This window comes from Rhodoferax sp. GT1R46 (assembly GCF_056521285.1).
On record NZ_JBWMBC010000003.1, the window covers coordinates 96230 to 117659 of the forward strand.

A 21430-nucleotide genomic window follows, 5' to 3' on the forward strand; every position below is an offset into this window, starting at 1 on the left:
GGGATTATCCGTGGCGTTCGGGCGCAATGGATTCAGCGTAATCGTACAGCGCGCCCAGAATGGCCTCGCCGCGCTCATCGGCAGATTCCGACAGTTGGTCAATCTGGTCCGCCAATTGATCCACCGTGCGGGCGCCGTCCGCGCCGTCAAACAGGCGCCGTGCGCGATGCGCTTCCCAGCGCCCGGCCTCTACCGCAGTCAACAGACCGGGGAAATTGCGCGCGCGGTATCGAAACAGCAATTCGGGCAAACGCTCATCTTCAAAAGCGGGATGTGCACTTGCCAGTTGTTGCGCAGACATAGCGCGCAAGTCGTTCAGCCGACGCCGGTCACTGTCTCCAATGAACCCGGCATACAGGTCCTCGTCCACGTCTGGTTGTGGCTGCGGGGGGCGCTCAAACACTGCAGGCCATATGGCGCTCATGTCCGGCAGATCCCGCGCCAGCGCTGCGTGGTTCAACTGTAATTCCAACTCCACACCCCAGCGCTGGGCCATGGCGCTGGACAAAACCTTCAAATTGGATATCACCATGGGTGATTTGTTGAGGTGAATGGACTTGATGGGCAAGCGCGTCACCCCTTGCGGCAACTCCGCCGTCTTGCTGAACAGCCGCAGACGCATGTCCGCTGCGTTGAGCGAAGCCAGTTCGCGCGGGTCATGCGCCAGATCCCAGGCAATCAGCTCGTTTTTGTTATGGGGGTGCATGGCAAGCGGCCACATGATCGCCAGACACCCCCTCTCAGATGGGAACATGCCCGAGACATGAATAAAGGGGCGCGCCGATTGCAGCGTAGTGGGCAACCCCAGCTCGGCCATCACCCGATCCTTCTTGTGCAGGCCCAGACAAAAGTCAAACAGCCGCGGCTGGGCCGCTTTGATCAGACGGGCCAGCGCAATGGTGGCCCGCACGTCGCTCAATGCATCGTGCGCGGCCTCGTGCACCAGGCCGTTGGCGGCGGTCAAGTCAGTCAGTTTGAAACTGGCACCGCCTTCCGGCTTGGCGGGCCACACAATACCTTCGGGGCGCAAGGCATAGGCGGTGCGTACCACATCCAGCAGGTCCCAGCGACCACATTCGTTTTGCCACTCCCGGGCATAGGGGTCGATCAAGTTGCGCCAGAACAGAAAGCGCGTGATTTCGTCGTCAAAGCGGATGGTGTTGTAGCCCACGCCAATCGTGCCAGGATGACCCAGGGCTTGTTCGATCACGGCTGAAAACTGGTACTCTGGCACACCGCGCTCCAGGCACAACTGTGGTGTGATGCCGGTAATCAGGCAGGACTGCGGATCGGGCAAAAAATCGGGCGCAGGCTGGCAATACAGCATGATGGGCTCGCCCACCTCGTTCAAATCGGCATCGGTGCGAATGGCCGCAAACTGTGCGGGTCGGTCGCGCCGCACCTGGGTGCCAAAGGTTTCGTAGTCGTGCCAGAGAAAGGTGTGCTGGTGCATGGTGGCGCAACACTACACTATTGAACCCACTTGAAACAACATCAAGGATCGCTGATGCTTCAACTCTCCAACGATGTACTGCAACGCCTGCTGGAAGCAGCGCAGGACGCCCGCGCCCATTCACACTCACCCTACTCTCTCTGTGCAGTCGGCGCCGCCGTGCTGGACGAGCACGGTGCCATCCACGCGGGCTGCAATATTGAGAACGCCGCCTACCCCCAGGGTTGGTGCGCCGAGGCCACCGCTTTGGGGGCCATGGTGATGGCCGGAGGCCTCCGGGCCAAGGCGGTACTGGTTACCGGGCCGGGCCCGGACGTCATCACCCCCTGTGGCGGGTGCCGCCAAAAACTGCGCGAATTTGGCGACGACGACCTGGTCGTCATCGCAGCCGACCCCAGTGGCATCCAGCAAAGCTGGACGCTGGGGCAACTGCTGCCCGCCAGCTTTGGCCCGGACCACCTGAAATGAATGCCGCGCTCTCATCAGCCGTTGCCGAATCGGCAGGCAAACTGCAGGCGGCCTTTGGTGCGGCCCCTGAGGTTGCCGTAATCTTGGGCTCAGGCTGGGCGGGCGCCGCACAAAAGGTCAATGGTGCCCAACGCCTGGCCTACGCCGAGCTGCCAGCGTTTGTATCGACTGGAGTGGAGGGCCATGTCAGTGAAATAACCGTAGGCAACATCGGCGCACAGCGGGTGGCCGTGCTGGGCGGCCGCACCCACACCTATGAAAGCGGTGACTGCTCTGGAATGGCGGGGGCCCTGCGCAGCCTCAAAGCCTGGGGTGTCAAGGTGTTGATTCAAACCAACGCGGCAGGCAGCCTGCGCGCGCACATTCCGCCGGGCAGCCTGATGCTGATTGCCGACCACATCAACGCCCCGCAACGCTCGCCCTTGGTGGGTGAGCCCGGCAACGCGCGCTTTGTGGACATGAGCGCCGCCTATGACCCGGAGCTGCGCACACATGCCAAAAATCTGGCACAAGCCCACAAACTGGTGCTGGCTGAAGGCACCTATCTTTGGGCGCTCGGACCGCAGTTCGAAACCCCCGCCGAAATCCGCATGTTTGCCACCTGGGGGGCTGATGCGGTGGGCATGAGTACCGTGCCAGAAACCATTCTGGCCCGACATGCCGGTTTGCGTGTGGTGGGCCTGTCGTTGATCACCAACATGGCAGCGGGCCTGTCCGCCGAGGCGCTCACCCATGCGGCCACGTTGCAGCAGGCAAGAGTATCAGGCGAGCACGCTGCGCATTTTTTGAGCACGCTGATCGCCAGCCTGGCCGATCTGCCATCACTGCCTAACCAGCACGTTTCCTGAGGCCAGACATGACACAAGACCCCACCCTGACCGAATATGCCCGACAGGCGCTGCAATGTCTGGACCTGACCAGCCTGAATGATGCGGATACCCATGCCGATATTGAAGCGATGTGCAAGCGGGCGCAGACACGTTTTGGCCCTGTGGCTGCGGTATGCGTGTGGCCGCGCTTTGTGGCACTGGCGCGAAGCCTGCTCCCTGCCGATATTCGGGTGGCTGCGGTGGCCAATTTTCCCGATGGTGCACTGGATGGGGTCCGCGCGCTCGCTGATGTGCAGCAAATTGTTGCCGCGGGCGGTGATGAGGTCGATGTCGTGCTGCCCTACCGCGCCCTGATGCAAGGCAAGACGCAAGAATGCGCCGATTTCCTGAATGAGGTTAGGGCGGCCAGCCGACCCCTCACCCTGAAAGTCATCATTGAGAGCGGCGAACTGGTCCAACCCGAATGGATAGCCCAGGCCACCCGCCTCGCGCTGTCGGCTGGCGCCGATTTCGTCAAGACCAGCACCGGCAAGACCCCGGTCTCTGCCACGCTGGACGCGGCAACCATCATGCTGCGGGAAATTGCCACCAGTGGCCTCCCCCTAGCAGGTTTCAAGGCCTCGGGCGGCATTCGGTCGGTCCTTGATGCCAAGACCTATCTAAGCCTGGCAGCCAGCACACTCGGAGCAGCAGCGGTGACTCCGCAGCGGTTTCGTTTTGGCGCGAGTGGCCTGCTCAACGACATTGAAGCCGTGCTGGAGGGCCAGGGATCAGCGCCCGTTTCCGGCACGTACTGAACGCATCCGGAAGAACAAGTAGAAGACCATGCTGGCGCAAGAAATCATACGAATCAAACGCGACGGCCACGCACTGAACGTTGCCCAAATCCAGCATTTTGTAAAAGGCCTGGTGGACGGAAGCTGGAGCGAAGGCCAGGTGGCCGCCATGGCCATGGCCATCTTTTTGCGCGGCATGGACCGCGATGAATGCGTGGCCCTGACCCACGCCATGATGCACTCCGGCCGCGTCATGATCTGGCGCGACATGCCCGGCCCCGTGCTGGACAAACACTCCAGCGGCGGCGTGGGCGACAAGGTCAGCCTGATGCTGGCACCCATGGTTGCGGCCTGCGGTGGCTATGTACCCATGATCTCAGGCCGCGGCCTGGGCCACACCGGTGGCACCTGCGACAAGCTCGAAGCCATACCCGGCTACAGCACCACCCCATCACCCCAGTTGCTCGACCAGATCGTGCGCACTGTCGGCTGCGCCATCATCGGGCAGACGGCTGACTTGGCGCCCGCCGACCGCCGCTTTTACGCCACGCGCGACGTCACCGCCACCGTGGAAAGTGTGCCATTGATCACCGCCAGCATCTTGTCCAAGAAACTGGCGGCGGGCTTGCAGGGTCTGGTGATGGACGTGAAGTGCGGCAACGGCGCCTTTGCCGATTCGCGCCCCATGGCAAATGAACTGGCCAGCAGCATCGTCGCGGTGGCCAATGGCGCAGGCCTGAAAACCACCGCCCTGATCACCGACATGAACCAGGCGCTGGGCCGCGAGGTGGGCAACGCACTGGAAGTGGCAGAGGCCATTCGCTACCTCACCGGCGATAGCAGCGTGGGTGGCCGTAACACGGGGCGTGAGGCGCGCCTGCACGCAATCACCCTCGCCCTGGGCGCCGAAATGCTGGTGCTGGGCGGCCTGGCGGCCAACACAACGGCCGCGCGCGCCCAGTTGCAAGCGGTGCTGGACAGCGGCGCTGCGGCTGAGCGCTTTGCGCGCATGGTGTCCGCCTTGGGCGGCCCTGCTGATTTGCTGGAGCGACCCGCGGCTTACTTGCCTGTAGCGCCCGTGGTGTTGCCCGTACCGGCACCCCGATCCGGCCTGTTGACAGCCATGCAGACCCGCGATATCGGCCTGGCGGTGGTCGAGCTCGGTGGTGGCCGCCGCAAGGCGGGCGACGCCCTTGATTTGCGCGTGGGCCTGAGCCAGATGCGTCAACTGGGCGAGCACCTGGAGGCCGGCGAACCGATCGCCTGGGTACACGCGGCCAACCGTGCCAGTGCGCAGCGTGCGGCCGCCCAGTTGCACGCGGCGTGCACCATCTCGGATGCGGGCTTGCCTTGGTCGGCCATACCTTGCGTGCTGGCCGTCATCGCCGCCGATTGACGGTGAAAAAGCCTTCTAGCCCCCGCAGAATATGCGCAGACAGCTACTAAAATAATAGCAAATTGGCACATCTAGCATCCACAGACCTGCGTGGGGCCTAGGCGTTTTCATGCTGAAGACTCGCTGTTTCAGAGCTTCGACGCGGGCACGTCGATCGCCGCGTACATGCGCTGTGGCTTCGTGGCATCGCCGCTGCAACCGAGCTTTTTGATTCCACCCTAACAACGCAAGTACCGATCACGAACGCGGACGTGCAACAACTCATGCGCGAAATGCTTGGCCAGACAAATGCATACTGCGACACAACCCGCCAAAGCCCGAGTAGCCTGCGCTTGAAGGCACAGACTCTAGGGAGTCAGAAGCACTTGGATCGTGGCGACTTGCGCAAAGTCATAGGTGGATGTCGCGACAAGCGTGATGAAGAGCGGAGCGGCCAGCGGGTAGCCAATGCCCGTGTCAATCGCGACTCGTGATGCGGTCAGTTCCGTAAGGGTGATGGCCACGCCGCCGTAGTAAACCGTAACCCCCGGTCCCGAGACGGTTGTGCCACCCACATTGAGTGACCACGTGACCGGTTCGTTTGCATTCAACACCATAGATTGCCCCGCGCGCATCGATACGCGTTGCAAGGGACCGGGTGTAAGAATGACACCCGTCAGCGGCTGCCCCCCGACGGCCACGTGAATATCAAACGGTGGCGTATCGACATACAAATCGCCTCCACCGCATCCACTCAGTGCCATTACGGCCACGAGGACCGTCGCGCCAAGCATTGCATTGGTGAGGTGCTGCTTTCCAATGGTTGGTTTCATTCACCAACAACGCGCCGGATGCCCGGATGAGCCGACTTGGCATCGCAAAGAAAAATGTAAGTAATTGTTGCCACCAATGTCCGACGACCGCGCAAAGGCCTCAACGTCGCCGAGCCGTCCGCACCCCATTCAGTTCCGCCACGATCCCCAGCACCTTGGTCAGGCGCCCGGAACTACTCACCTCCACGGTAAAGGTCATCCACGCAATGCCCCGAATCGACTGGGTTTGCACGCCAATGACGTTCATTTTTTCTTTGGCAAACACTTCGGAGATATCGCGTAGCAGGCCCTGGCGGTCGTTGGCTTCCACCGCCACATCCACCGGGTAAACAGAACCATCGCCACCCGTCTTGCCGCCCCATTCCACCTCGATAACGCGGTCGCCACTGCGGGTGACCATGTTGCGCAGGTTGGAGCAGTCGGCCCGGTGCACGCTCACGCCCTTGCCGCGGGTCACAAAACCGCAAATGGCATCGGGTGGTGCGGGTTTGCAGCACTTGGCCAGTTGGGTCATGAGCGAATCCACACCCACCACCAGCACCCCGCCCTTGGATGAATGGCTGGGAGCCTTGGGCTTTTTGAGCAGCAAAAACTCGTCTTGCGGCAACACCGGCTCGGGCGGGCGCAGCACGATTTCTATGTTGCGCAGCGAGAACTCGTCTTTGCCCACCACTTCAAACAGCTCTTCGGCTGAATTGAAGCCCAGTTGGGACGCCAGGTCTTCGAGCTTGATGGCCGTCTTGCCCTCGCGTTGCAACAGCTTTTCAACCGCCTCGCGGCCCTTGGCCACGGTTTCTCCCATGGCCAGGGCATTGAACCAGGCGCGCACCTTGGAGCGGGCTCGCGGGCTCACCAAAAAACCCAGCTCCGGGTTGAGCCAGTCACGCGACGGACCGCCTTCTTTGGTCACGGTCACTTCAACCGTCTGGCCATTTTTGAGCGGCGTGTTGAGGGGCACCATGGCACCATCGACCCGCGCACCCCGGCAACGGTGGCCCAGGTTGGTGTGCACGCTGTAGGCAAAATCTATGGCTGTGGCGCCCTGAGGCAACTCCACGATAGCCGCATCGGGCGTCAGCACATAAATACGGTCTTCGAAAAAACCGGGGGCCTTGCTGTCCATCCCGGCACCGGACAGATCGCGCTCCCATGCCAACAACTGGCGCAACACTGCAATCTTGGCGTCGTACTCGCCGCTGGCAGACACTCCGGCATAGCCCTTGACGCCCGCTTCCTTGTAGGCCCAGTGGGCCGCGACGCCTGTCTCTGCCAGGTCGTGCATGGCCTGGGTGCGCACCTGCACTTCTATGGGCTGGCCAGAAGCGTCCCGCACCACGGTGTGCAGCGACTGATAACCATTGACCTTGGGGCGCGCAATGTAGTCGTCGAATTCATCCAGCACTGGCGAAAAATGGTTGTGCACCCAGCTCAAGGCATCGTAGCAATCGGGAATCGTAGGCACCACAATCCGCAGCGCGCGGATGTCGTACACCTGATCAAACCCCAGCGACTTGCCCCGCATTTTCTTGACGATGCTGTAGATGTGCTTGGGGCGCCCCTGCACCGTAGCGTGAATGCCCTGGCTAGCCAGGTCGGTAGCCAGCTGGAGGCGCAGCTGCTCGATATGCGCTTCGCGTTCCGTGCGTTTTTCATCCAGTAACCGCGCTACTTCGCGGTAGGTTTCAGGTTCCAGAAAACGAAAGGAAAGGTCTTCCATTTCCCACTTGATCTCCCAGATGCCCAGACGATTGGCCAAGGGTGCAAACACTTGCAGCGACTCATTGGCCAAGCCGGGGGGAACCGGCAGTTTTGTGGCAGCGAAATGGCGCAAGGTTTGCAGCCTGGAGGCCAGACGCAGCATCACTACGCGCAAATCACGCGAAAACGCCAACAGCATCTTGCGCACGCTTTCCGTCTGCGCCGCCGCAGTCTGGGCCATGGGAATGGGCGTTCCGGAGTGGCTGGCAGAAATCTGGGCTAACCGGGCCATGCGCTGCACCCGCACCAGCTTGGTGGTCTCCATTGCCAAGTCCGCGAAGTTGTCACCAAATGCCTTGGCGATCACCTCATGCGGCTTGTTCAGGTGGTCGCAGGTATACACCAGGTAGCTGGCCGCCTGCATGGTCTGCGATCCGCCAATCGACTTGAGAATAGCGGCCACCGCATCGGCATGGGCCAGGATGTTCTCGCCGGTATCCAGGGTTTCGCTGGCCAGCAGTGGCTCAGCAAACGCACGCGCGCGCGCCAGTGCATCGGCTTGCTCGTGCTGGCTTTGGGTCGTGGCAGCAATCACGGGCGGAGGAACCACCGCGGAAGTGTCTGGTGACGAGCTTTTCATGTGGGCGTTGGTCGTTGGGGTTCAGTCCAGCAGAAAAGCCGTCACGGCCTGCACCTGGTCTGCGGCAATCAAGGTGGGCGCATGGCCCACACCTGCAAACTCCACCAACCGGGCTTGGGGACCGCGCTCGGCCATTTGACGGGCTGTGCCACCAGAGAGTAAATCCGACTCTGCGCCCCGAAGCAACAGCGTTTGAGCCTGAATGCCGTCATAGAGATGCCACAGCATAGCCTCGCCTTGGGCGGCCGATTCTTGTGTCATGGCACCAAACGGCACCGCAATGGCAGGGTCGTAATGCAGAGTCACCGCGCCCGGAGTACCCGCTACCGGCTTGACCATATGCCGGGATAACTCCAGCCATTGCGCCGGGGTGTGGGGGCCAAAGGTGGTGGAAACCGCCCACATGGCGTCAGCCGCCTGCTGCAGCGATTCGAACTGCACGGACCGCCCCAGGTAGGTACCAATGCGCACAATCGCTTCCCACTGAATGGCTGGACCCACGTCATTGAGCACCAGGCGGCGTACCGGCACGGGAAGCGGCAACCCTGGCTGGCCACACACAGCCATGCCGATGAGTCCGCCCATGCTGGTGCCAACCCAGTCCAGCGTTTGTGGCTTCAAATGCGCCAGCAGTGCCAGCATGTCCGCAGCATAGGTTGGCAATTGGTAGCCTTGCGGGTCAATCAGCCAATCGCTTTGGCCGCGGCCCGCCATGTCGGGGCAGATCACCCGGATGGCGCCACCCGCCTTTTGCACCAGTCCCTGAGCCAGCACATCGAAATCCCGGCCCTGGCGGGAAAGGCCGTGCACACACACCACTACATGCGCAGCATTGACGTCCCCCCACTGCCAATATGCCAGGCGATGGCCGGCACCGCTGTCAGGGCAAGATAGGTAGTTCAGCGTAGGTTCAGCCATGGTGGAATGTTGGTTTGATAATACGTCTACATCCTAATTGAATCCCCAACCCTTTTTTGAAAGCGACACCATGCTCAAAGGTAAAACTGCACTCGTGACCGGATCCACCAGCGGCATTGGATTGGGGATTGCCAAAGCACTTGCCGCGCAGGGGGCCAATATTGTTCTGAACGGCTTTGGCGATGTGGAGGGCCCCAAGGCGGAAATCGCAGCCTTGGGCGTGCGGGTGACTTATCACGGCGCTGACATGAGCAAGCCGTCAGAAATCGAAGCCATGATGAAACACGCAGAGCAGACGTTCGGCTCGGTTGATATTCTGGTAAACAACGCGGGTATCCAGCATGTGGCCCGCGTTGAGAACTTCCCCATTGAGCGCTGGGACGCCATCATTGCCATCAACATGAGCAGTGCCTTCCATGCCACCCGTCTGGCTTTGCCTGCCATGCAAGCGAAAAACTGGGGCCGCATCATCAATGTGGCTTCCATCCATGGTTTGGTCGGTTCTGCGGAGAAGTCTGCCTACGTGGCGGCCAAGCACGGTGTGGTGGGTCTGACCAAGGTCACTGCCCTGGAGAACGCTACCACGGGCGTAACCTGCAATGCCATCTGCCCCGGCTGGGTGCTGACGCCACTGGTACAAAAACAGGTGGATGCCAAGGCTGCTACGCAGGGCATTTCCAACGCGGATGCCACCAAACAGCTGCTCGGTGAAAAAGAGCCGTCCATGCAGTTCACTACCCCCGAAGAACTGGGCGCCCTCGCCGTGTTCTTCTGCTCACCCGCCGGCAACAACGTGCGCGGCGTAGCCTGGAACATGGATGGCGGCTGGACCGCGCAGTGAGTTGCTCTAACTGGACTGCTTGAACGCCATCACCGCCTGGTTGCGCAGGGTGCGCAGCAAGGCGAGTTCTTTTTCGTCCAGTTCCAACGAGCCGTGCTCAATCTTGTCGGCATAAATCAGGCCGAACGGTGCGCCCTTGATCTGCAAAGGCAACAACAAAAAAGTGGGGGCATTCAGGGACTTGCGGTACCACTCTGGCAGTCGCTGAACAATGCGCGCCTCGGTGGCGTCACTGATCATGGTGTCAGCACCCTTGAGGCACACCACAGCAAAAAGATCCGGCGTTGCGGCCTTGAGCGGGACTTTGAAGCTCTTCACGAAATTTTCCACGCCATTGCCCAAACCAAAACGGCCGGTGACTGTTTCAGTTTTTGCATCACGCATGCAGAAAATAATGCGGTCAAACCCCATGGCCCGGTACATGGTCTCCAGAATCATGCGCAGCACGTCGGTAAGCTTGAAGTCCTCGACCATGGCATTGGTGATGTCCTGAATGCCGGCCGATAGCGTGTCTGCCACGCGGTTGTCCTTGGGCGGAGGCTCGATGACCCCGTTCAGTGGGGCCGCCTGAGTGGCCTGTAGTTCAAAGCGTCCCAGGTTGCCATCGGTATCGGGGCTTTGTTCAGCGGATTGACTGGTCAGATTTTCTGGCGCCTTCAGCAATTTGGATGCGGGCGAGCCCGGCGCCACCCGAATCTCCATGGCGCCAGCCAAATCAATCAGCTTTTGTCGAGCCTTCAGGGTTGCATCCTGAACAGTCTTGAAGCTAATTCCCATCGACGCTGCGTATTTTCGGGTCACCAGCGCAATGCGGGCATCAACCTCTTTGGGGTCACTTTGGAGCAGCACATCGGCGATTTCATTGGATGCCAATGCGATCCATCGAATGCGCTCCCCCGCATCAGCGGGCGCACTGCCGGGCGGCGTGCCAACCGGCTTGCGCATGCAGCGCTGAATGCCCTGTGGCAACCCCCACGCCTTGGCAATGCCCAAGCCCAGGTCTTCGAAGCTCAACCCCAGCACACGCGTTGATGCAACCGCCTCCGTTAGCGGCTCACGCTGGGACTGCAACAGGCCCCGTACCTGGGTAGCCTCCTCGGAAAAATAAAACTGAACCAGCAAGCGCCCCAGATTCTGGAACATGGACCCAATGAAAGCCTCTTCACTTTCACGCAACACCGGGCACAACTCACCGGCAATGGAGCCCGCCATAAGCGACCGCAAAAACTCTTCCTTGAGCTGCGCCGCATGGGCTTTGTCCTGCATGTGCTCCAGCAGCACCAGGCTCAGGGCCATGTTGCGTATGCCATTGAAACCGACAAGACTGACAGCCCGTGACACCGTGCTGATATTGCCACCACGCGCATAGTGGGCGCTGTTGACCAGTCGCAAGAGCTTGTTAGTCAGCGCAACGTCTTTCAATATTTCGTTGGTGACGCTGTTGACGCTCTCGGTCTCCGATGTGGCCATGCTCTGGATGCGGACAACCGAATCGGACAAGGCCGGGAAGTCACTTTTGTGCCGCATGCGGCGCAACAGGAATTCGAGTGTGCTGTTGGCACCCGCGGAACTGTCCGCATTTGCATCAACGGGCTTGGCCCACTGCTCCAACTCGCTCTGGAACGCCCGGGCACTGGCAAACCGCTGTTTGGGGTCACGCGCCAGTGCGCGCATGACGATGGCGCGCAATCGGTCGTCGACCTCGGCATTCAAATTGGCAGGCAACATCAGCTGTTCATGCACCACCCGGTAAATGGCCCGGTAGGGGTCGCGCTCCTCAATCAGGCGCTTGCCCATAATCAGCTCTGCAAGGACCACACCCGCAGAAAATATATCCATGGAGGCTGCAGGTGCCGCACCGTTGGCGGCCTCAGGGGACAAATACCCCACCGTGCCGCCACTGGCGGCTACAGGGTCGCTGTCATTGCGGTCCTTGATGCGGGCGGCAATGCCAAAGTCCATTACACGAGCGCGTCCGGCGGCATCTACCAGCACATTGGAGGGCTTCAGGTCGCGATGCACCATGCCGGCTGCATGGGCGACGGCCACCGCGTCGAGCACATCCATCATCAGCGCCACTGCTTCGGGTGGGGGCAAGGCGCCGCGTTCCTGAACCAGCTGATCCAGCGTTTTACCGGCAACATACTCAAACACCAGATAAGGTTGGCGGCCGTGAACATCAGCTTCGTACACTGGAACGATATTCGGATGCGTGACACGTCCCACGCTGCGCGCCTCCTGCAGCCAGGTTGACACAGCCTTGTCGTCCGATCCGTCGCCAGGGCGCATGACCTTGATCGCCACTTCACGCTCCATGCGTGGGTCAAACGCCAACCACACCGTCGACTGGCCACCTTGCCCCAGGATCTTGCGCAATTCGAAACGTCCCAGTGTGTCGGACGGCCGCAACGCACCGGTCGCAAGCGAAGGACGACTGTTTGAAAATGAAGAAGTTTCTGACATGCTTTGGGAAATAGGGAAGACGCACGTTTTTTTATACCGGCGTCAGTATGACACCGACCGGCTTCACCCCGCAGGATGTCATTCCCGCAATTCCCGCATTGCCCGCTAGCACGGGCGGCCAGACGACTATTTGAGCTGGACGGACCCTGTCACGTTCACCACCACCGAAGACTTGCCAGCCTCCATCGGAACAGGTGCGTCGGAAGCTGCCGCCTTCAACTCCATGGAGACCATCCGTGGACGCGGTCCATAGTTCTGGTCATTGGCGTTTACGGACACTTCGCGCAGCGAATAGGAGCCGAATCCAAAACCCTGTGCAATATCCGTCGCCTTGGCCTTGAAGCGATCAATGGCCAGGGTCTGTGCCTCGGTTTCCACCCTGTTGCGCAACTCGCGGCTGAGGCTGAACGCAACATTGCTGATGGTGAGGGTTTGTATCTTGCCCGCAGCCGCGCCAATGCGCACAAAATCCCGCCCCTCCAGAACCAGCTCGGTAGTACCCTGCCAGCCCGAAATCTTGCCATCGCGCCCGTAGCGCGGCTGCAAACCGAATGCGCCGGTCCGAACATCCATGGCCCCTGCCTGGGCCGTCTTTTTGGCTTCGGCAAGCGCTGACTCCAGGGCCAGCCGGAGTTGCGTCTGCACCACTGCAGGGTCCGCACCTTCTCGGGTACTGCCCAGGGTCACGGTCAAAAGGTCCTGTTGAACCTCGACCACCCCGCTGGCGGCAAGCTGGACGACGTTACGCAACTCAACTGCTGCAGACTGAGCAAAAGCACCCGTAGCCCCCGTCAAAATTGCGCAGGCAGCTATGTATTTGATAGCAAATTTCAAAATGGACCTTATGAAGAAAACATGGGCTTGCAAACCCTGACCGGGTGGACTAGCCAGGTGCGTCGCGGCGTTGCTGCCGCAATTGTTCCCGCAACTCGGCGCGTTCCTGCAGGTTGAGCTGTCGCACGACTGTGGACGGTGCGGGTGGTGGCGTGAACCCATCGCGTTGCGCCTGCAGGGCCTGCCGCAACGCCGCTCTGCGAATCTGCGCGTCTGCGTCGGCTCGCTGCGGCGAACCGGTGGCTCTGTCCCTCTCGGTGTCGCGGTTGCCGATGCCCGGCTGCGCGAACGCAGACAGCACCCACACACCGAAAAAGAAACCAACCGCAATATGTTTGAACATGGCATTTAAACGGGTCGAATGGTGACCCGGTGGACATTGTTGGCCTGTCAGCGAAGAATGTGGCGTCCATATTTGTAACATTGTGTCAAATGCCCCTATTCAGTTAGACACAGTTTCCAGAAGCAACGCAAAATAAAGCTTGTTACACATTCAACACTCCCATGCTACAACCGGCACCCCGACCCTACAAAATCTTGGTGGTAGATGACGACGCACGCATTCGCGATCTGCTGAGGCGCTATCTGTCGCAGGAAGGATTTGAAGTCCTGATGGCAGAAGACGGCAAGTCGCTGACGCGGATCATGCTTCGTGAAACAGCCGATCTGATCGTCCTCGACCTGATGATGCCGGGGGAAGACGGGCTGTCCATCTGCCGGCGACTGCGTGCTGCCAACGACCACACGCCCATCATCATGCTCACGGCCAAAGGGGAAGATATTGACCGCATCGTCGGTCTTGAAGTCGGTGCGGATGACTACCTGGGCAAGCCCTTCAACCCACGCGAACTACTGGCCCGGGTGCACGCCGTCTTGCGCCGCCGCCCAGCTGCAGAGGTGCCTGGTGCACCATCCACCGACAATGAAGTGGCGCGTTTTGGACCATTTACCTTCGACCTTGGTGCCCGCACCCTCCACAAGAACGGGGAAGAACTGACACTGACGACCGGGGAATTCGCCATGCTCAAGGCGCTGGTTCGCCATCCGCGGGTGCCCTTGTCGCGCGAGAAACTGGCGCAGCTGTCGCGCGGCCGCGAGTTCGAACCCTTTGACCGCAGCCTGGATGTTCAGGTTTCCCGGCTGCGCAAGCTTGTTGAAACCGACCCCGCAGCCCCCCGACTGATCCAGACCGTATGGGGCGTTGGATACGTTTTTGTACCCGACGAAGCTTCCTAGTGAGAGGGTCCGGACCGGTGGCAAAAACCAGAGTGGTCGACTTTGAAAGCAGCAGCCCTGCGCCGCTGACCAAAACGGCACACGGTCGGACTGTCAAGCCCTATTCGGGGTTAAGTCTTTTTTGGCGTACCTTTTTTCTGCTCGCACTGCTGTTGCTGGGAAGCATATTGGCCTGGCTGCAAACACTGCGGTCCCTTGAATTCGAGCCCCGTGCCATCCAGACGGCACAGCAACTGGCGTCCCAGGTCAATCTGAGCCGCGCCGCACTCATTCATGCGGATGCCATTGCCCGCGTATCCCTTCTCAAGACCATGGCGGACGAAGAAGGCCTGCGCATCGTTCCGCGCGAGCCCACGGATCAATTCACACCCTTCAATGCGGATGCCATCAGCCGCCAGGTTGCACTGGAGCTGACGACACGCCTGGGGCCCGGCACTGTGGTTGCCAGCAGCGTCAACGCCCAGCCAGGGCTATGGGTCGGCTTTATCATCGACGGAGACGACTACTGGCTGTTGACCGATCAAAACCGCTTCAACCCGGCGGGCGGGAGAACCTGGGTTATCTGGTTAACGGTTGCGGGGGCACTGTCGCTGGCCGGTGCTGCGCTGATTGCACGCTTGATCAATCGCCCATTGAAGGAGTTGTCGTTCGCAGCCACCCGCGTGCGGGAGGGCGACTTCGCCGCCAGCCGTCTCGATGAAACCGTCATAACCGGCGAAATTCGCGAGGTCAATATTGGGTTCAATCGCATGGCACAAAGGCTTGCCAAGATTGAGCAAGACCGCGCGGTCATGCTGGCGGGCATCTCGCACGATCTGCGCACACCCTTGGCACGACTGCGCCTTGAGACCGAAATGAGCGTATCGGACCTGGACGCGCGGGAGCACATGGCAGCCGACATCGCCCAGCTTGACGCCATCATTGGCAAATTTCTGGACTACGCCCGGCCCGACAAAGGCAAGCTCGACTCCGTCATTCTTTCCGATGTGGTTGAGGCCTGCGTCTATTCGCTGAGCAAGCAAAGTGACGTGCTCATTGACGTTCAGCTGGAAGAAGACCTTTTGATCAAGGCTGACCGTGTGGAGTTGGGAAGAATAGTCTCCAACTTGCTGGAGAACGCCCGCCGCTATGGCAAGTCGGCAGACACGGGCGTCGCCAAAATTGAGATCAAGGCGATTGGCCGCGACAAATGGGTTTTGATCAAGATCCGTGACCACGGCCTGGGCGTGGCACAAGAGCAACTGGCCAACCTCACCCAGCCGTTCTACCGAGGGGAAGCGGCCCGCACCGCCGCCAATGGCGCTGGCCTTGGGCTGGCCATTGTCGAAAAAACCATTCAGCGCATGGGCGGGACTTTTGCGTTAACCAACGCCACCTCGGGTGGCCTGTCCGCGCACATCAAATTGCAGCGGGCGACGCAGGCCTGAACAACAGCGCGATAGCCCGGGCTTCCATTGCGAGGCCCTCTCCCACCGGGCCCATTTTTTCGGCCGTCTTGGCTTTGACGTTGACCTGCTCCATGTCAACCCCCAGCACCTGGGCAATGCGCATGCGCATGGCTGCAATGTGCGGCGCCAGTTTGGGGGCTTGCGCCACCACGGTGCTGTCCACATTGCCAATTTCGTAGCCTTTTTCGCGCACCCGGCGCGCGGCTTCGGCCAGCAGTACGGTTGAGTCAGCGCCCTTGAACCGGGCGTCAGTATCGGGAAAATGCGCGCCAATGTCGCCCATGGCCGCCGCCCCGAGGAGCGCATCCGTAATGGCGTGCAACAACGCATCTGCATCCGAATGCCCCAGCAGGCCCTTGCTGTGGGGAATTTCCACTCCTCCCAGAATCAGTTTGCGCCCTTCCACCAAGGCATGGATGTCCCAACCTTCGCCAATTCGGAATTTCATGGTGTCCCTGTTTTCATAGATGGGGTGCTGTGCGCCCGCGCCAGCAACACGGACTGCGCCAGCGCAAAGTCCTGCGGATAAGTCACTTTGAAGTTCTGTGCGCTACCCTCCACCAGCAAGGGTGGCTTGCCCACGAACTCCATCGCACTGGATTCATCGGTCACCGCGTCACCCGCCGCCTGCAGCGCAGCCATCAGTGCGTCAATGTGAAACATCTGTGGCGTCTGGGCCAGCCATTTGTCGCCACGCTCCACGGTCTCGGCCACGCGTCCGCCGACTTCACGCTTTAGCGTGTCGGGCAATTTGAGCGCCAGTAAGCCGCCCACGGCGTCCGTCACGCAGGCGTCCATCAGGGTGCGGATCTGTTCCGGGGTGATGAGGCAGCGCGCAGCGTCATGCACCATCACCCAGTCACCGGGGGCTGCACCTTGCTCCAGCAGCGCACTTAGACCATTAAATACGCTCCTAGCCCTGGTAGAACCTCCGCAAGCAGCTATCAAAACAGTAGCACCCACCGATTCAAAGAACCGGTCTCCTTGCGTCACCACCACCAGAACCCCTGCCAGCTGGGGCACCAACCCGAAAGCCGCCAGCGTGTGCAGCACCATGGGCCGGCCGGCCACGCTTTGGTATTGTTTGGGACCGTCTGCACCCGAGCGGGAGCCGGTACCGGCACAGGGAATCAGGGCCCAAATACGGGCTTCAGGGTGGGAATTTGGAAGGGTGTCGGTCATGATGGTGTGCCCCATTCTAAAATCGAAGCCATTCACTTCACCCAATCCCCCGCCGCGGCGACCCGATAAGCGGTTTGCCGGGCACCCAAACCATCCATGGATCTCCCTAAACTACACGTTGGCAAGCGCTTCACCCTGCCCCGGCCCGCGGGTTCTGCCGATGCCATGCTGCTGGCGCGCCTGGGCGAGCGCGAAAAAGCCAGCGGCAAACCCATGACGGTGATTACCGCCGATGCCAGCGACGCTCAGCGACTGCTCGATGAAATCGCATTTTTCGCCCCTGGCCTTCGCTGCGCGCTATTCCCCGACTGGGAAACCCTGCCCTACGACACGTTTTCGCCGCACCAGGACCTGATCAGCGAACGGCTGGCCGCGCTGTGGCGCATCTCGCAGCGCGACAAGGAAACCGGCGCCGACGTCATCATCGTGCCGGCCACCACGGCGCTGTACCGTCTGGCACCACCCAGTTTCCTGGCGGGCTACACCTTCCAGTTCAAGGTCAAGCAAAAGCTCGACGAGGCCAAGCTCAAGGCCCAGCTCACGTTGGCGGGCTACAGCCACGTGACGCAAGTGGTGAGCCCCGGAGAATATGCGGTGCGCGGCGGTTTGATCGACCTGTTTCCCATGGGCAGCGCCGTGCCCTACCGGGTGGATTTGTTTGACGACGAGATCGACAGCATCCGCACCTTCGATCCCGACAGCCAGCGCAGCCTGTACCCGGTGCCCGAAGTGCGCCTGCTGCCCGGCCGTGAATTCCCGATGGACGACGACGCCCGGGCCAAGTTTCGCAGCCGCTGGCGCGAACTGCTGGAGGGCGACCCCACCAAGAGCCGCATCTACAAGGACATTGGCAACGGCGTAGCGACGGCCGGCATTGAGTACTACCTGCCGCTGTTTTTTGAAGAAACCGCGACCGTATTCGACTACGTGGGCGCGGACGCCACCGTGGTTCTGCACGGCGATCTGGAGGGCGCCTTTCAGCACTTCTGGCAGGACACCAAAGACCGCTACCGCTTGGTGCGCGGCGACCCCGAGCGCCCAGTGCTCCCCCCTGAGAGCCTCTTTTTGGGCACCGAGCAGTTCTTTGCCCGCGCCAACACCTATGCGCAACTGGCGCTCAAACCCGTGCGGGTTGAAACGTTGTCCGCACCAGACCAGGCTGCCGCCGCAATTGACACTGCAACCGACTACGTCGACATCGCCCGTCTGCCCGCGCTCACGGTGGAGCGCGGAACCGACGACCCGCTGGCCCGACTCAAGACCCATGCGCGCAACACCCAGCACCGCATTCTGGTGCTGGCCGAGAGCGATGGCCGCCGCGAGAGCCTGCTCGATTTTTTGCGGGCCAGTGGCATCAATCCGCCGGCTTTCGATTCGCTGCTCGACTTTCAGACCAGCAGCGAGAAATTTGGCATTGCCACCGCCGCGCTGGCCTCGGGCTTTAGCTGGCTAGAGCACGCTATTGACCTGGTCACCGAAACCGAACTTTTTGTAGCCGGCCCCACCACCCGCCGGCGCAAAAAACAGGAACAAGTCAGCGACGTAGAAGCCCTGATCAAGGACCTGAGCGAGCTCAATGTGGGCGACCCCGTGGTGCACTCCGCCCACGGCATTGGCCGCTACCGGGGTTTGATCAATCTGGACCTGGGTAACAAACTGGCCAATGGTGACCCCGAGATGCAGGAGTTTTTGCACCTCGAATACGCGGACAAGGCCACGCTGTATGTACCCGTGAGCCAGCTGCAGCTGATCAGCCGCTACACCGGCGTGAGCGCCGACGAGGCACCTCTGCACAAGCTGGGCTCGGGCCAATGGGACAAAGCCAAGCGCCGCGCCGCCGAACAGGTGCGCGACAGCGCGGCCGAGCTGTTGAACATTTACGCCCGCCGCGCCGCCCGCGAAGGCCATGCCTTCCGCTATTCACCCAGCGACTACGAAACCTTTGCCAACGATTTCGGCTTTGACGAGACGCCCGACCAGAGCGCCGCCATCCATGCCGTGATTCAGGACATGATCAGCCCGCGCCCGATGGACCGCCTGATTTGTGGCGACGTGGGCTTTGGCAAGACCGAAGTGGCCCTGCGTGCCGCCTTCATCGCCGTGACCGGCGGCAAGCAGGTGGCCATCTTGGCGCCCACTACGCTGTTGGCCGAGCAGCATTTCCAGACGCTGACCGACCGTTTCGCGAAATGGCCCGTCAAGATTGCCGAGATGAGCCGCTTTCGCTCGGGAAAAGAGATCACCGCGGCCCTCAAGGGCGTGGCCGATGGCACGGTGGACATTGTGGTAGGCACTCACAAGCTGCTCAGCCAGGACACACATTTCAAGAACCTGGGTCTGCTCATCATCGACGAAGAGCACCGCTTTGGCGTGCGCCATAAGGAGGCCATGAAGGCCCTGCGGGCCGAGGTGGACGTGCTCACCATGACCGCCACCCCTATTCCCCGCACCATGGGCATGGCGCTGGAAGGCCTGCGCGATCTGAGCGTGATTGCCACAGCCCCGCAGCGCCGCCTTGCCATCAAGACTTTTGTGCGCACCGAGGGCAACGGCGTCATCCGCGAAGCCGTGCTGCGCGAACTCAAGCGCGGCGGCCAGGTCTACTTTTTGCACAACGAGGTGGAGACGATTGAAAACCGCCGCGCCAAGCTGGAAGAACTGCTGCCCGAAGCCCGCATTGCCGTGGCCCACGGCCAGATGCCCGAGCGCCAGCTGGAAGCCGTGATGCGCGACTTTGTGGCCCAGCGCTACAACCTGCTGCTGTGCTCCACCATCATCGAAACCGGCATTGACGTACCTACCGCCAACACCATCGTCATGAGCCGCGCCGACAAGTTCGGTCTGGCGCAGTTGCACCAGTTGCGCGGCCGTGTGGGGCGTAGCCACCACCAGGCCTATGCCTATTTGATGGTGCCTGATCTGGAAGGTCTGACCAAGCAGGCCAGCCAACGCCTGGATGCCATTCAGGCCATGGAAGAACTGGGCAGCGGCTTCTACCTGGCGATGCACGATCTGGAAATTCGCGGTGCCGGTGAGGTGCTGGGCGAAAACCAGAGTGGCAACATGCTGGAAGTGGGCTTTCAGCTCTACAACGAGATGCTGTCCGAGGCGGTGCGCTGCCTCAAGGCCGGTATTGAGCCCGACCTGTTGAGCCCCTTGAGCGTGACCACCGAGATCAACCTGCACGCCCCGGCGCTGCTGCCCGATGACTACTGTGGAGATGTGCACCTGCGCCTGAGCTTCTACAAGAAGCTAGCGACCGCCAAGACAACCGAACAGGTAGACAATTTACTGGAAGAAATCGTGGATCGCTTTGGCAAGCTGCCCCCTCAGGCGCAAACGCTGATCGACGTGCACCGCCTGCGTGTGCTGGCCAAGCCCTATGGTGTGGTCAAGGTGGATGCAGCGCCGGGTGTGATTACCATCACCTTCCAGAAGAACCCGCCGATTGACTCCATGAAGATCATCGCCCTGATCCAGAAGCACAAGCACATCAAGCTGGCCGGCAACGAGAAGCTCCGGATCGAGCGCGAACTACCCGAGGCCCGTGACCGGGCGCAGATGGTGCGGGATATTTTGAAATCTCTGGGTCAGCCAGTGGTGGCTGCGGCACCGGCGGCTTGAACCCCCTTTGACTACCGTTTAACCATCTAGCCCACGTAACCATTGCGTAAGCAGCTACTATTTTTATAGCAAATGACGACTCTCTCTGCCCAAGAAATAGCCCCTGGTCTGGTGATCCAAAACGTCCAGCCGAACCTGAGGCTGAGCGATTTCAAGCTCATTGCGTTTGATATGGACTCCACCCTCATCAACATTGAGTGCGTGGACGAAATTGCCGACGCCGCAGGCCGCAAGGCCGAGGTGGCGGCTATTACCGAAGCCACCATGCGCGGCGAGATTGCCGATTTCAAGGAAAGCCTGCGCCGGCGCGTGGCGCTGCTCAAGGGCGTGACCGTGGCCGATATGGAAGCGGTGTACGCCCAGCGCCTGCAACTCAATCCCGGTGCCGCCGCGCTGGTGGCGGCTTGCAAGGCGGCAGGACTGAAGGTATTACTGGTATCAGGGGGCTTTACCTACTTTGCAGACCGCGTTCGCGAGCGCCTTGGCATTGACTTTGCGCGCTCCAACGCGCTGGAGATTGAGAGCGGCCCCAACTGCGGCGTGTTGACGGGTCGCATGGTCGACCAGAGCTGGGGCGATATTTGTGACGGCGCCGAGAAGCGCCGCACGCTGCTCGAAGTAGCCTCGCTGATGGGCATTTCCATGCGCCAGACGATTGCCATGGGCGACGGTGCCAACGACCTGCCCATGATGGCGGCTGCGGGCTTGTCAGTGGCCTATCACGCAAAACCCAAGGTGCGCGAGCAGGCGATGGTGGCGATTCAGAGTGGCGGGCTGGACCGGTTGCTCGAAGTCGTCAGGCCTTAGACAA

Annotated in this window: 18 protein-coding genes; 9 read left to right on the forward strand and 9 right to left on the reverse strand. The window is 61.0% G+C overall.

The features are described from left to right. Positions 1–4: 4 nt before the first annotated feature. Positions 5–1453: an exodeoxyribonuclease I gene (gene sbcB, locus AC097W_RS09005; RefSeq protein WP_479602166.1), complete on the reverse strand. Its 1449-nt coding sequence runs from the start codon at positions 1451–1453 to the stop codon at positions 5–7. 30 nt (positions 1454–1483) lie between these two features. Here sbcB and cdd point away from each other — a divergent pair, with 30 nt between their 5' ends. The 4 genes from cdd to deoA are packed head-to-tail and all read left to right on the forward strand — an operon-like array spanning position 1484 to position 4923. Continuing rightward, positions 1484–1921, forward strand: coding sequence for a cytidine deaminase (gene cdd, locus AC097W_RS09010; protein ID WP_479602167.1), 438 nt, complete (start codon positions 1484–1486; stop codon positions 1919–1921). Beyond that, positions 1918–2769 (forward strand): purine-nucleoside phosphorylase, encoded by an 852-nt coding sequence (locus AC097W_RS09015; RefSeq protein ID WP_479602168.1) that lies wholly within the window; start codon positions 1918–1920, stop codon positions 2767–2769. The genes cdd and AC097W_RS09015 overlap by 4 nt, the downstream gene beginning before the upstream one ends. An 8-nt stretch (positions 2770–2777) precedes the next feature. After that, the gene (gene deoC / locus AC097W_RS09020) at positions 2778–3548 is read left to right on the forward strand and encodes a deoxyribose-phosphate aldolase (RefSeq protein ID WP_479602169.1); all 771 of its coding nucleotides are present in this window, start codon (positions 2778–2780) and stop codon (positions 3546–3548) included. Between the two features lie 28 nt (positions 3549–3576). After that, on the forward strand, positions 3577–4923 hold the full coding sequence (gene deoA / locus AC097W_RS09025) for a thymidine phosphorylase (RefSeq protein WP_479602170.1): 1347 nt from the start codon (positions 3577–3579) through the stop codon (positions 4921–4923). Between the two features lie 347 nt (positions 4924–5270). Here the strand turns inward: deoA and AC097W_RS09030 are convergent, their stop codons facing one another. From AC097W_RS09030 to AC097W_RS09040, 3 genes are all read right to left on the reverse strand, one after another. Continuing rightward, positions 5271–5735: a hypothetical protein gene (locus AC097W_RS09030; protein ID WP_479602171.1), complete on the reverse strand. Its 465-nt coding sequence runs from the start codon at positions 5733–5735 to the stop codon at positions 5271–5273. Positions 5736–5835: 100 nt separating this feature from the next. Then, positions 5836–8073 (reverse strand): RelA/SpoT family protein, encoded by a 2238-nt coding sequence (locus AC097W_RS09035; RefSeq protein WP_479602172.1) that lies wholly within the window; start codon positions 8071–8073, stop codon positions 5836–5838. A gap of 21 nt (positions 8074–8094) precedes the next feature. Then, the gene (locus AC097W_RS09040) at positions 8095–8991 is read right to left on the reverse strand and encodes an alpha/beta fold hydrolase (protein WP_479602173.1); all 897 of its coding nucleotides are present in this window, start codon (positions 8989–8991) and stop codon (positions 8095–8097) included. Between the two features lie 70 nt (positions 8992–9061). Between AC097W_RS09040 and AC097W_RS09045 the strand changes: the two genes are divergently transcribed. After that, positions 9062–9832 carry a 3-hydroxybutyrate dehydrogenase gene (locus AC097W_RS09045; RefSeq protein ID WP_479602174.1) on the forward strand — a complete coding sequence of 257 codons (771 nt, stop codon included), beginning with the start codon at positions 9062–9064 and terminating at the stop codon, positions 9830–9832. 6 nt (positions 9833–9838) lie between these two features. On the opposite strand, the gene AC097W_RS09050 is transcribed toward AC097W_RS09045, so the two are convergent. The 3 genes from AC097W_RS09050 to AC097W_RS09060 form a co-directional block, all read right to left on the reverse strand. Beyond that, positions 9839–12295, reverse strand: a complete 2457-nt coding sequence (locus AC097W_RS09050) for a protein kinase domain-containing protein (protein WP_479602175.1) — start codon at positions 12293–12295, stop codon at positions 9839–9841. A 126-nt stretch (positions 12296–12421) separates the two neighbouring features. Beyond that, a complete protein-coding gene (locus AC097W_RS09055) occupies positions 12422–13129 on the reverse strand; it encodes an SIMPL domain-containing protein (RefSeq protein ID WP_479602176.1) in 708 nt (235 codons plus the stop codon). A gap of 49 nt (positions 13130–13178) precedes the next feature. After that, complete coding sequence (locus AC097W_RS09060; protein WP_479602177.1) at positions 13179–13472, reverse strand: hypothetical protein; 294 nt, start codon at positions 13470–13472, stop codon at positions 13179–13181. A gap of 161 nt (positions 13473–13633) precedes the next feature. On the opposite strand from AC097W_RS09060, the gene ompR reads away from it, so the two are divergent. Together ompR and AC097W_RS09070 are read left to right on the forward strand one after the other, a co-directional pair. After that, positions 13634–14365, forward strand: a complete 732-nt coding sequence (gene ompR, locus AC097W_RS09065) for an osmolarity response regulator transcription factor OmpR (RefSeq protein WP_479602178.1) — start codon at positions 13634–13636, stop codon at positions 14363–14365. 17 nt (positions 14366–14382) lie between these two features. Then, positions 14383–15792: a sensor histidine kinase gene (locus AC097W_RS09070; RefSeq protein WP_479602179.1), complete on the forward strand. Its 1410-nt coding sequence runs from the start codon at positions 14383–14385 to the stop codon at positions 15790–15792. Here the strand turns inward: AC097W_RS09070 and ispF are convergent. Both ispF and ispD read right to left on the reverse strand, forming a co-directional pair. Then, entirely contained in the window at positions 15764–16261 is a 498-nt protein-coding gene (gene ispF / locus AC097W_RS09075) for a 2-C-methyl-D-erythritol 2,4-cyclodiphosphate synthase (RefSeq protein ID WP_479602180.1), read from the reverse strand. The two genes, AC097W_RS09070 and ispF, sit on opposite strands and share 29 nt — an antisense overlap. Next, positions 16258–16995 (reverse strand): 2-C-methyl-D-erythritol 4-phosphate cytidylyltransferase, encoded by a 738-nt coding sequence (gene ispD / locus AC097W_RS09080; protein ID WP_479602181.1) that lies wholly within the window; start codon positions 16993–16995, stop codon positions 16258–16260. Before ispD ends, ispF begins: the two co-directional genes overlap by 4 nt. A 96-nt stretch (positions 16996–17091) precedes the next feature. On the opposite strand from ispD, the gene mfd reads away from it, so the two are divergent. Next, positions 17092–20619: a transcription-repair coupling factor gene (gene mfd, locus AC097W_RS09085; protein ID WP_479602182.1), complete on the forward strand. Its 3528-nt coding sequence runs from the start codon at positions 17092–17094 to the stop codon at positions 20617–20619. A gap of 72 nt (positions 20620–20691) precedes the next feature. Continuing rightward, the gene (gene serB, locus AC097W_RS09090) at positions 20692–21426 is read left to right on the forward strand and encodes a phosphoserine phosphatase SerB (RefSeq protein ID WP_479602183.1); all 735 of its coding nucleotides are present in this window, start codon (positions 20692–20694) and stop codon (positions 21424–21426) included. The last annotated feature ends 4 nt before the right edge of the window (positions 21427–21430 follow it).

Bases quoted from the DNA above. Each gene is read 5' to 3' on its own strand.
- sbcB (WP_479602166.1), bottom strand. From the start codon at position 1,453: ATGCACCAGCACACCTTTCTCTGGCACGACTACGAAACCTTTGGCACC.
- AC097W_RS09015 (WP_479602168.1), top strand. From the start codon at position 1,918: ATGAATGCCGCGCTCTCATCAGCCGTTGCCGAATCGGCAGGCAAACTG.
- deoC (WP_479602169.1), top strand. From the start codon at position 2,778: ATGACACAAGACCCCACCCTGACCGAATATGCCCGACAGGCGCTGCAA.
- deoA (WP_479602170.1), top strand. From the start codon at position 3,577: ATGCTGGCGCAAGAAATCATACGAATCAAACGCGACGGCCACGCACTG.
- AC097W_RS09030 (WP_479602171.1), bottom strand. From the start codon at position 5,735: ATGAAACCAACCATTGGAAAGCAGCACCTCACCAATGCAATGCTTGGC.
- AC097W_RS09035 (WP_479602172.1), bottom strand. From the start codon at position 8,073: ATGAAAAGCTCGTCACCAGACACTTCCGCGGTGGTTCCTCCGCCCGTG.
- AC097W_RS09040 (WP_479602173.1), bottom strand. From the start codon at position 8,991: ATGGCTGAACCTACGCTGAACTACCTATCTTGCCCTGACAGCGGTGCC.
- AC097W_RS09045 (WP_479602174.1), top strand. From the start codon at position 9,062: ATGCTCAAAGGTAAAACTGCACTCGTGACCGGATCCACCAGCGGCATT.
- AC097W_RS09050 (WP_479602175.1), bottom strand. From the start codon at position 12,295: ATGTCAGAAACTTCTTCATTTTCAAACAGTCGTCCTTCGCTTGCGACC.
- AC097W_RS09060 (WP_479602177.1), bottom strand. From the start codon at position 13,472: ATGTTCAAACATATTGCGGTTGGTTTCTTTTTCGGTGTGTGGGTGCTG.
- ompR (WP_479602178.1), top strand. From the start codon at position 13,634: ATGCTACAACCGGCACCCCGACCCTACAAAATCTTGGTGGTAGATGAC.
- ispF (WP_479602180.1), bottom strand. From the start codon at position 16,261: ATGAAATTCCGAATTGGCGAAGGTTGGGACATCCATGCCTTGGTGGAA.
- ispD (WP_479602181.1), bottom strand. From the start codon at position 16,995: ATGACCGACACCCTTCCAAATTCCCACCCTGAAGCCCGTATTTGGGCC.
- mfd (WP_479602182.1), top strand. From the start codon at position 17,092: ATGGATCTCCCTAAACTACACGTTGGCAAGCGCTTCACCCTGCCCCGG.
- serB (WP_479602183.1), top strand. From the start codon at position 20,692: ATGACGACTCTCTCTGCCCAAGAAATAGCCCCTGGTCTGGTGATCCAA.